Origin of the sequence: Streptomyces sp. NPDC050548 (assembly GCF_044457385.1) — a bacterium.
In the GTDB taxonomy this organism is placed as follows: domain Bacteria; phylum Actinomycetota; class Actinomycetes; order Streptomycetales; family Streptomycetaceae; genus Streptomyces.
In genome coordinates this window covers 113,273-122,440 of record NZ_JBITGV010000004.1, presented here as the reverse complement: position 1 = coordinate 122,440, position 9,168 = coordinate 113,273, and the positions used below count along the sequence as shown (strand labels likewise).

The 9,168-nt window shown below is 67.5% G+C and carries 9 protein-coding genes; 6 read left to right on the top strand and 3 right to left on the bottom strand.

What is annotated here, in order from left to right:
- Window positions 1-171 precede the first annotated feature (171 nt).
- The 3 genes from ACIBJH_RS13740 to ACIBJH_RS13730 all read right to left on the bottom strand — a co-directional run bounded on the left by ACIBJH_RS13740 (window position 172) and on the right by ACIBJH_RS13730 (window position 3,422).
- Complete coding sequence (locus ACIBJH_RS13740; RefSeq protein ID WP_399117046.1) at window positions 172-1,281, bottom strand: hypothetical protein; 1,110 nt, start codon at window positions 1,279-1,281, stop codon at window positions 172-174.
- A gap of 12 nt (window positions 1,282-1,293) precedes the next feature.
- Complete coding sequence (locus tag ACIBJH_RS13735) at window positions 1,294-2,652, bottom strand: FAD-dependent oxidoreductase (RefSeq protein WP_399117045.1); 1,359 nt, start codon at window positions 2,650-2,652, stop codon at window positions 1,294-1,296.
- A gap of 446 nt (window positions 2,653-3,098) precedes the next feature.
- Window positions 3,099-3,422 (bottom strand): hypothetical protein, encoded by a 324-nt coding sequence (locus ACIBJH_RS13730; RefSeq protein ID WP_399117044.1) that lies wholly within the window; start codon window positions 3,420-3,422, stop codon window positions 3,099-3,101.
- A gap of 328 nt (window positions 3,423-3,750) precedes the next feature.
- Here ACIBJH_RS13730 and ACIBJH_RS13725 point away from each other — a divergent pair, with 328 nt between their 5' ends.
- The 6 genes from ACIBJH_RS13725 to ACIBJH_RS13700 are packed head-to-tail and all read left to right on the top strand — an operon-like array spanning window position 3,751 to window position 9,166.
- Complete coding sequence (locus ACIBJH_RS13725) at window positions 3,751-4,260, top strand: PhzA/PhzB family protein (RefSeq protein WP_399117043.1); 510 nt, start codon at window positions 3,751-3,753, stop codon at window positions 4,258-4,260.
- A 47-nt stretch (window positions 4,261-4,307) separates the two neighbouring features.
- On the top strand, window positions 4,308-5,474 hold the full coding sequence (locus ACIBJH_RS13720) for a 3-deoxy-7-phosphoheptulonate synthase (protein WP_399117042.1): 1,167 nt from the start codon (window positions 4,308-4,310) through the stop codon (window positions 5,472-5,474).
- 23 nt (window positions 5,475-5,497) lie between these two features.
- On the top strand, window positions 5,498-6,121 hold the full coding sequence (locus ACIBJH_RS13715) for an isochorismatase family protein (RefSeq protein ID WP_399117041.1): 624 nt from the start codon (window positions 5,498-5,500) through the stop codon (window positions 6,119-6,121).
- A complete protein-coding gene (locus ACIBJH_RS13710) occupies window positions 6,118-7,983 on the top strand; it encodes an anthranilate synthase family protein (protein WP_399117040.1) in 1,866 nt (621 codons plus the stop codon). Before ACIBJH_RS13715 ends, ACIBJH_RS13710 begins: the two co-directional genes overlap by 4 nt.
- Window positions 7,980-8,333: a hypothetical protein gene (locus ACIBJH_RS13705; protein ID WP_399117039.1), complete on the top strand. Its 354-nt coding sequence runs from the start codon at window positions 7,980-7,982 to the stop codon at window positions 8,331-8,333. Before ACIBJH_RS13710 ends, ACIBJH_RS13705 begins: the two co-directional genes overlap by 4 nt.
- The gene (locus tag ACIBJH_RS13700; RefSeq protein WP_399117038.1) at window positions 8,330-9,166 is read left to right on the top strand and encodes a PhzF family phenazine biosynthesis protein; all 837 of its coding nucleotides are present in this window, start codon (window positions 8,330-8,332) and stop codon (window positions 9,164-9,166) included. Before ACIBJH_RS13705 ends, ACIBJH_RS13700 begins: the two co-directional genes overlap by 4 nt.
- The last annotated feature ends 2 nt before the right edge of the window (window positions 9,167-9,168 follow it).

Genomic DNA, 9,168 nt, shown 5'->3' with positions numbered 1-9,168 from the left:
TCCGCGAAGAACTCCGCAGCCTCGGCTTCGAACCCGGCTCCGTCACCCCGAGCGTGGGGGGGGGGGGGGGGGCCGCGCGCCCCCCCCCCCCCCCCCCCCCCCCCCCCCCCCCCCCGACCGGTGGAAGACGAGGGGGCCTGAGACCTCTCGTTCCCGCACGTCACCGGCGGTTCATACGACGGACGCCGCCGGATTCTTTCCGGTGGCCGCCTCGACGGTGTCACCCTGCGGGACCTTTCGGACCGTCGCGAAGTTGAACGCCTTGTCGCGAATGGTGATTGTCCACGAGAGTCCGGAACGCTCGCCCACGGTAAGTCCCAAGACGATGAGCGGCATGTGCCACTCGTACTTCACGAGCATGCCTTGGTCCGCCAGAGCGTCCGAGCCGTCGTGCGCCGATACGTTGCCGTAGTTGTTGACGGCGAAGACGTCGGGCGTGGCAATCATCTTCCCGATCCTGGCCTGGCCGGCCTCGATGAAGTCTTCTCGCCGCTCGATGCGAGACAGTGCGTCTATCTCGCGCTGCTCCTCGGCGCGATAGTAGTCACGGATCTGGATTCCCGTGCTCTGCTCGATGACGCTTCGCGGCACCGTCAGAAACCGAAGTGTGTTGCCGAGGGGCAGCTTCGGCGAGTAAAGGCTGTTCTTGAGGACGAACATGTTCGCGCTGTCGCGGCCGAGGAAATCCGCCCTCATCCTCTCCATGAAGGGGCCGATCTTGACCGGCGGCTCAGAGCCTTCGGTGAAGGTGACGGGGAGTTCCTTGCTCGCGCCGGAGGGCGAGGTCTGGGCGGGCGGCAAGAAGGCTGCCAGCTCGTCGGCCCGGATCCCCAGCTCTTCGAGGCCTTCGGCGATCCGGAAGCCGTCCTGCCGGGTCTTCAGGGTCCTCATCAGGGCCTGGTGGAATCGGAAAACCTTGTATCCGTCCTGCAGCGGAAACGGTATGCACGTGAAGATGCCCTGCAGCTGCGGGTCGGAGCGGTATGTGACGGAAGCGAGCAGAAAGCTGTCGTAGAAGCTTTCGTACTTTTCCGCGAGGAGTGCCTGGAAGGACGAGAGGGGGAAATCCTCAGGAGTGTCGAAGGTCAGCTCCACCAGGTGGCACTTGGAGAAGAGCGGATTCCCCCGGAAGAAGTGCGTCATGGCCTTCTCGAACTCGGGGAGATCGAAGGCCCGGTCGACCTTGTACGTCGAGAGCGCCGGGAAGAACTGTGACGCATCGATGAACGGGAACGTGGTCAGGGAGAGCCGAAGGACTTTGTCGGCTATGGAGAGGGGCATTTTTTACCTCCGTTAACTGGTGTGTGCCGGGAAGCGCCGCCGGCGATTTTCCGTGAAAACGCGCCACATGATGCCCGGGGTGCACAGTGCTGTCGGCGGTTCGAGCAAGTACTGGACCTTCAGGAATTTCTCGGTCACGACCATGTCCGTCTCGGCCGCGGCGAGCACCTTGTCCATGTAGGAGTTGATGAGCCGCACGGGAAGCGGCCTCGGGCCTTCGATCTGAGGCAGGGCCAGGTCACTGCCGGTCGCCATCTTCCAGGCGACGCCGATGGGTTTGGCGGCCTTGCGGAAGAATCGTCGCCCGACCTGATCCAGGTCACCGCTCAGCGAGTCACGCAGCGCCATCGCCTGGAGCGAGGCCACCGTCATTCCCTGGGCGTAGATGGGGTTGAAGCTGGATATCGCGTCGCCCACCACCAGCAGCCTGCGCGGGAACCGGGTCAGCTTCTCGTAGCGACGGCGCACGCTCGCCGGGAACCGGTGCGCGGAAATCTCACTGAGCGGCTCGGCGTCGCGGATCGCCGCGAAGACGTGCTCGGGAACCAACGGCCTGGCGAACTCCACCCACCCGGCCGGGTCGGTCGGCGGATGGTGGTCGCGGTATCCGATCAGCGTCAGGACCCAGCGGCCGTCCTCTTCCTCCAGGAACTCCGCGCCCTTGGGGCTCCCCGGCGCGTGCCCGATGATCACGACCTTCTCACGGCCCATCGAGCCGGGGGCCGGCCGCAGATACCGGCTGGTGTACATGATGTCGACGTCGATACGCTCCTCAAGCGGCGGCTCGTATCCCATCTCGACCAGCCACTTGGTGGTCCGTCCGGACCGGCCGGTCGCGTCCACGACCAGGTCGGCGGGGATCACGTCCTCGGAGCCGCTGCCCACGTACCTGACCCGCACACCGGTGACAGCGTCATTGTCCGAGGTGGTTTCGAGGCCGGTGACCTGGCACTCGTCGATGAGCTTGATCTTCGCGAGATCCCCGATCCGGGCGCGCAGCCGGCTCTCCAGATGCGGCCGGCTCGGCTGGTAGGTGCGGGACAGATCGGCGTACTCGCCGTCCATGCACAACAGGTGCCCGCCCAACCTCATCCGCAGCTCGGCGGGTCCGTCGATGACGGGCGCGCCACCGGCGACGAAGTCGTCGAGTATCCCGGGGAACAGCTCCTCGAAGATCTTCGCGCCCTTGGAGAGCAGTCCATGAGCGTGGCGGCCCTGCGGCACACCGCGCCGCTGGGTCCGCTGCCCCTCCGGCAACTGGTCACGCTCCACCACGGTTACCCGGTCGAATGCCTCGGAGAGCACCCGGGCGGCAAGCAGACCCGAAATACTCGCTCCCAGCACCACCGCATGTTCACCGATACGCTTCACTGGAATTCCCCCTTCTGATTGGGCAAGTGTCTTGTGTGGGGTATGTCACGCAAGATATGGGTGATCGCGGCCAATGCCCGGGCGATAGCTTCCCGAATCCTTGAATACCGAAATAAACGAGATGCGGTGCGCATCGCGAACCTAAGCGCCCCATAGGTTTGGCCACCGCACGTGGCGCCGTATTGGCTTGTTCGTTCCATCGAGCGCGGCTCGCGTGGCCAAAATTCACGTCGGCTGCGAGGGTCCGACGCGCGGCGGCGGCCAGGCCGACGGCACGTGTTCGGGTACCGGTGCCGGGCCTGAGCCCCGGGCCGCCGGTAGTGGTGGTCGCGGGCATCCCTCGTACAGGGGACAGGAGTGCGGGCCGCTCACCTCGACGGGAGATGACGGGCAGGACTCGACGCCGAGTCGGTTCGCGTTGGACGTGCCGACCGTCGTCGCCCTTGTCACCGACCGGGAAGGGACTCGCGCCGCTCGCGTGGCCGCCCCGGTCGGCCGGCCGCGGGCGGGATGCCGTCGGCGAGGGCGAGTGGCCGGGTGATGTCGGGGACGTCTCCGCCGGTCGTGATCACTCTCAGCGGCGTGCCGCCGCCGGCGCGGATCAGGTGGTGCTCGCTGCCCGGCCTGCCGCGATCGGCCGGCGACGGATCAACCCCGGCACCCCATCTTTTCGCCCGCAGGTAAGAGGAGTCCACGCAGGCTCGCGTCCAGTCGATCCGCCGGGCCGCGTTCAACTCCGCGAGCAGGATCCGGTGGACCTGGTCGAACACTCCCGCTTCCGTCCACCGGCCCACCGGCCCACCGGCCCACCGCCACAAGATCGTGTTACGGCTACTCGGGCGGAGTCGGGCTCGCCATGGAGCAGATCCGTCAGACAGTGATACCGGCTGGAATTTTTCGGTCAGACAGCGGTTACCAGCTTCCCCAACCAGCCGAGGCGTGAACAAGATTTCGTCTACCCGCCGAGCGCGGGACGGGGGCTCACCAGAAATCTCTTGGACCACTGCATGACTGCGCTCTTTCGGCGTCGTCAGGCTAGTTTTGTCTGCCCTTGTGCGCGCGGCGATCCCGCTTTACTTCGGAACTGGAGGAAGAGCAATGGTCGACATCACCGGAACCGCTGAAACCACCGATACGTCGTCGAGGTCCCGCGAAGACGCGGAACTGCGAGCGAGCAACCGCGCGATCGTGCAGCAGTACATGAATACCCGCGGGGAGGATCGCCTGCGCAGGCACCTTCTGTTCACCGAGGACGGCACCGGTGGTCTCTGGACGACCGAAACCGGGCAGCCGATCGTCATAACAGGCCGGGACCGGCTGGGTGACCACGGCCAATGGTCGCTCAAGTGCTTCCCCGACTGGGTCTGGACGAATGTCGAGATCTTCGACACGCAGGACCCCAACCAGTTCTGGGTCGAATGCGACGGCGAGGGAACGATCCGCTTCCCCGATTATCCCGACGGCCACTACCGCAATCACTTCCTGCACTCCTTCCTGTTCGAGAACGGGAAGATCAAGCGCCAGCGCGAGTTCATGAACCCCTGCCAGCAGTTCAGGGCTCTGGGCATCGCCGTCCCTCAGGTCAAGCGGGCCGACATACCGACCTGAACGCCTTTCGCCGGGCGTCTTCTTTTCAATCAATGGAGAAGGTCGTTATGGGAAACATCCTTGCCGACATCGATACGGCCCAGTCGCGCCATCAGCCCGAATGGGACAGTCCCGCACAGGTCGAACTCGTACGGGCGATGCTGTCGTCCGTCACCCCGCTGGTGACCGCGGCGCAGGTGGAGAACCTCCGCTCCCGGCTGGCCCGCGTCGCCACCGGCGAGATGCAGGTGCTGCAGGCCGGGGACTGTGCGGAGGACCCGGCCGAGTGCACCGCCGGGCACATTCAGGGCAAGACCGGACTCGTCGATCTGCTCGCCCAGAACCTGGAGACCGCCACCAGCAAGCAGACACTGCGGGTCGGGCGAATCGCGGGGCAGTTCTGCAAGCCCCGCTCCAGCCGGGTCGAGAAACTCGGCGACGACGAACTGCCGTCCTTCTTCGGGCACATGATCAACGGGCCGGAGCCCACTCACGAGAGCAGGCGTCCCGATCCGCTGCGCATGCTCACGGGCTACATGGCGGCGCGGGAGATCACGACGCGGCTCGGGTGGGTCGGGTCGGCGCCTCGGCCTGCCGGGCCCGTTGTCTGGACCAGCCATGAAGCGCTGCTCCTGGACTATGAGATCTCGATGCTCAGAGAGCTCGACGGCGGTCGGCACCTGCTCGGCTCCACCCACTGGCCGTGGATCGGCGAGCGGACCCGACAGGTCGACGGCCCGCACGTCGCACTGCTCGCCCAGGTGGCCAACCCGGTCGCCTGCAAGGTCGGTCCGTCCATGACCGTCGGCGAGATCGTCGAGCTGTGCGACCGGTTGGACCCGGAGCGGGAACCGGGCCGGCTCTCACTCATCGTGCGCATGGGCGCCGACCTCGTCGCCGACCGGCTGCCGCGGCTCGTCGAGGCGGTGCGGTCGGCCGGGCACCCGGTGGTCTGGCTCAGCGACCCGATGCACGGGAACACCGATTGCGCGGCCGACGGCACCAAATACCGGCTCGTGGAAACCGTCGCCCGGGAAGTCCGCGGCTTCCGGCGGGTCCTGGACCTGGCGGGGGTTCCGGCCGGGGGGCTGCACCTTGAGGCGACCCCCGACGACGTGACCGAGTGCGTGCTGGACCCGGCCGAGCTGGGTTCGGGCCCCGTCACCAGCCTGTGCGACCCGCGGCTCAACATCCCCCAGGCCATCAAGGTGGTCTCGGCGTGGTCCGAGTACTGAGATTCGTAGAGAGGGAGTCTTTGATGACGGGAATACCGCCGATCGCGCCTTACGGACTGCCGCTGAGGGATGCGCTGCCGGAGAACACCGTGCGCTGGACCGTCGACCCTGACCGGGCGGTGCTCCTCATCCACGACATGCAGAGCTATTTCCTCAAGCCCTTCGAGGACGGCATGCGCGGCGAGTTGGTGGCCAACATCGCCGGCCTCAAGAAGCGCTGCGGAGCGCTGGGGGTGCCGGTGGCCTACACCGCCCAGCCCGGCGGGATGACGGACCTGCAGCGTGGGCTCCTGAAGGACTTCTGGGGCCCCGGCATGCGCACCGACGAGACCGAACGCGCGGTCGTTCCCGAACTCCAACCCGACGCGGACGACTGGATGAGCACGAAGTGGCGCTACAGCGCGTTCTTCGGCTCGGAGTTGCTGCAGCGCATGCGCACGGTGGGGCGTGACCAGTTGATCATCTGCGGTGTCTACGCGCATATCGGTGTGCTGTCGACCGCTTTGGACGCGTTCTCGAACGACATCCAGCCCTTCCTGGTCGCCGACGCGCTCGGCGACTTCTCCGAAGAGCGCCACACCATGACCCTCGCATACGCGGCACGGTGCTGCGCCATGGTGGTCCGCGCCGAGGACGTGCTGTCATGAGCGCCCTGCTGGAGCAGGTTCTCGCGCTGGAACTGCCCGCCTTCGCGATCATCCACCGTCCCGAAAGCGGCTCCCCCGGCAGGCTGGACGTCCTGACCGGCCGGGTGAGCGAGTTCAAGTCGCTGGACGACATCCCGTTGGCCGACGACTCCGGTCCGGGTCCCGCGCTCGACACGCTGGTGCTCGTCCCCTACCGGCAGCTGGCCGACCGCGGCTTCGCCGCGCGGGACGACGCCACGCCCCTGCTCGCGATGAGCCTCACCGCTCGCGACACGGTGCCGGTCGCCGAGGCGCTCGCCCAATTCCCGCAGGTCCCCACGGAATTGACCGACGGTCACTTCGACGTGGACGACGCCGCCTATGCGCGGATGGTGCGTCGGATCGTCGCCGAGGAGATCGGCACCGGCGAGGGCGCCAACTTCGTGATGAAGCGCTCGTTCGTCGCGGACATCGGCGACTACTCCCTGAGCAGCGCCCTGTCGTTCTTCCGGCGGCTGTTGGAGCGCGAGGAGAGGGCCTACTGGACCTTCATCATCCACACCGGCCGCAACACCCTCGTCGGTGCGACGCCGGAGCGCCATGTCTCGCTCGCCGGCGGCACGGCCGTCATGAACCCGATCAGCGGCACGTACCGGTATCCGTCCGGCGGCCCCACCTTGCAGGGGGTCATGGAGTTCCTCGCCGACACCAAGGAGACCGACGAGCTCTACATGGTCCTCGACGAGGAACTGAAGATGATGGCCCGGCTGTGCGACGACGGGGGGCGCGTGCACGGGCCGTACCTGAAGGAAATGGCGCGGCTGGCGCACACCGAATACCTCATCGAAGGCAGGACCGGCCGCGATGTGCGCGAGGTCCTGCACGAGACGATGTTCGCCCCGACCGTCACCGGGAGCCCGCTGGAGAGCGCCGCCAAGGTCATCGCGCGCTACGAGCCGAAAGGACGCGCCTACTACAGCGGGGTCGCCGCGCTGCTCGGACGGGACGCGGCCGGGCAGCAGACACTCGACTCGGCGATCCTGATCCGGACGGCCGACATCGATCCCGGCGGCCGGATGAACATTTCCGTGGGGGCCACCCTGGTGCGCCACTCCGACCCGATGGCCGAGGTCTCCGAGACCCACAGCAAGCTGGCGACCCTGCTCAACGCGCTGAAATCCGAGCACTCGTCCGGCTACGCGGCCGCCCCGGAGGTCCGCGCCGCCCTTGATCGCCGTAACGAGGGGATCGCGGGCTTCTGGTTCCGGGACAAGGACGACCGGCCGTCGGCCGGGGCCCTGCCGGCCGGCATGACGGCACTGGTCGTGGACGCGGAGGACACCTTCACCGCGATGCTCGACCAGCAGTTGCGGTCGCTGGGGTTGTCCGTGGAGGTCCGCCGCTTCGACGAGCCGTACGACGTGGCGGCCCACGATCTGACGGTCTTCGGTCCTGGTCCGGGAGATCCGCGGATGACCTCCCACCCCAAGATCGCCAAGCTGCGGCAGTCGATCGACACCGCGCTGGCGAGTGGCCGACCGATGCTCGCCGTGTGCCTGAGCCATCAGGTCCTCAGCACGAGGCTCGGCCTCGACCTGCACCGCCGCGAGGTGCCCAACCAGGGTGTACAGCGGGAGATCGAGCTGTTCGGCGTGCGCGAACGGGTGGGCTTCTACAACACGTTCGCCGCGCACAGCGCGGTGTGCAGGCGAACCGTCGAAGGGATCGGGGTGGTCGAGGTGAGCCGGGACCGGGAGACCGGCGAGGTGAACGCGCTGCGCGGGCCGGGTTTCGCCTCGGTTCAGTTCCACGCCGAGTCGGTGCTCACCGTCGACGGCCCGCGCATCATCCGAGAGGCGATACAGGGGGTGCTCGGCCGATGAGGGTGACTGTCGTCTGGTGGGACCTGGCCAGGTCCCACCAGACCGTCGAATCCCTGGAGAAGGATCTTCGTGACGGCTCGGTCGAGCCGTGGCGCGAGGTCGAGGGACTGCGCCTGAAGCTGTGGATCGCCGACCGTGAACGCGGCCGTTGGGGCGCGGTCATGTGGTGGGATCCGGACGTTCCGGCAGATCGGCCCCTGCCCCCCAACCGGGCGGCCGAGCTGATCGGCTACGCGCCCGACCACCGCGCGAGCTTCGAGGTCGCGGCGGTGGCCGAGGGGATCGACCCGCTCGGCCTCGCCTTCTCCGCCGGGTCCCCGATGTCAGCACGAGCCGGGGAGCGCCGATGATGCACCGATACACAGTCGTGGACGCATTCGCCAGCGAGCCGCTGCTGGGCAACCCGGTCGCCGTCTTCTTCGACAGCGAGGATCTGACCGGTGGGACGATGCAGCGCATCGCCAGGGAGATGAACCTCTCCGAGGTCACCTTCGTGCTGCCGGCCGAGCAGGGCGGCGACGCACGGATCAGGATCTTCACCCCGGTGAACGAACTGCCGTTCGCCGGGCACCCGATGCTCGGCACGGCCTTCGCGCTCGGCCGGACCTGGAGCCGCGACCGGCTGCGGCTGGAGACCGCGATGGGTGTCATCCCGTTCGAGCTGGGCACCCGCGACGGCGCCGCGTGGGTCCGGATGGAACAGCCGGTTCCCCATTGGAAGCCCTACGATCTCGCGACGGACCTCCTGGCCGCACTCGGGGTGGCGTCGTCGACGGCCCCGGTCGAGATCTACCGCAACGGGCCGCGGCACGTGTTCGTGGGGTTGAGCGATGTCGAGGCGCTCTCGGCTCTCCACCCGGATCACCGCGCCCTCTCGCGCTTCCCCGACATGGCCGCGAACTGCTTCGCCGAGGCGGACGGGGGTTGGCGGACGCGGATGTTCTCCCCCGCATACGGCGTGGTCGAGGACGCGGCGACCGGTTCCGCCGCCGGGCCGCTCGCGATCCACCTGGCCAGGCACGGCTTCGCCGAATACGGGCAGGAGATCACAATCACCCAGGGCGTGGAAATGGGACGGGCGTCGGTCATGAGGGCGACCGCCGAGGGGGTCGGCGAATCAATTCACTCGGTTCATGTCGGCGGGCACGCCGTCGTGGTCGCCGAGGGAACAATCAATGTCTAGCG

Coding starts and splice junctions, on each gene's coding strand:
- ACIBJH_RS13740 (WP_399117046.1), bottom strand. CDS start 1,281: ATGCCCCTCTCCATAGCCGACAAAGTCCTTCGGCTCTCCCTGACCACG.
- ACIBJH_RS13725 (WP_399117043.1), top strand. CDS start 3,751: ATGGTCGACATCACCGGAACCGCTGAAACCACCGATACGTCGTCGAGG.
- ACIBJH_RS13720 (WP_399117042.1), top strand. CDS start 4,308: ATGGGAAACATCCTTGCCGACATCGATACGGCCCAGTCGCGCCATCAG.
- ACIBJH_RS13715 (WP_399117041.1), top strand. CDS start 5,498: ATGACGGGAATACCGCCGATCGCGCCTTACGGACTGCCGCTGAGGGAT.
- ACIBJH_RS13710 (WP_399117040.1), top strand. CDS start 6,118: ATGAGCGCCCTGCTGGAGCAGGTTCTCGCGCTGGAACTGCCCGCCTTC.
- ACIBJH_RS13705 (WP_399117039.1), top strand. CDS start 7,980: ATGAGGGTGACTGTCGTCTGGTGGGACCTGGCCAGGTCCCACCAGACC.
- ACIBJH_RS13700 (WP_399117038.1), top strand. CDS start 8,330: ATGATGCACCGATACACAGTCGTGGACGCATTCGCCAGCGAGCCGCTG.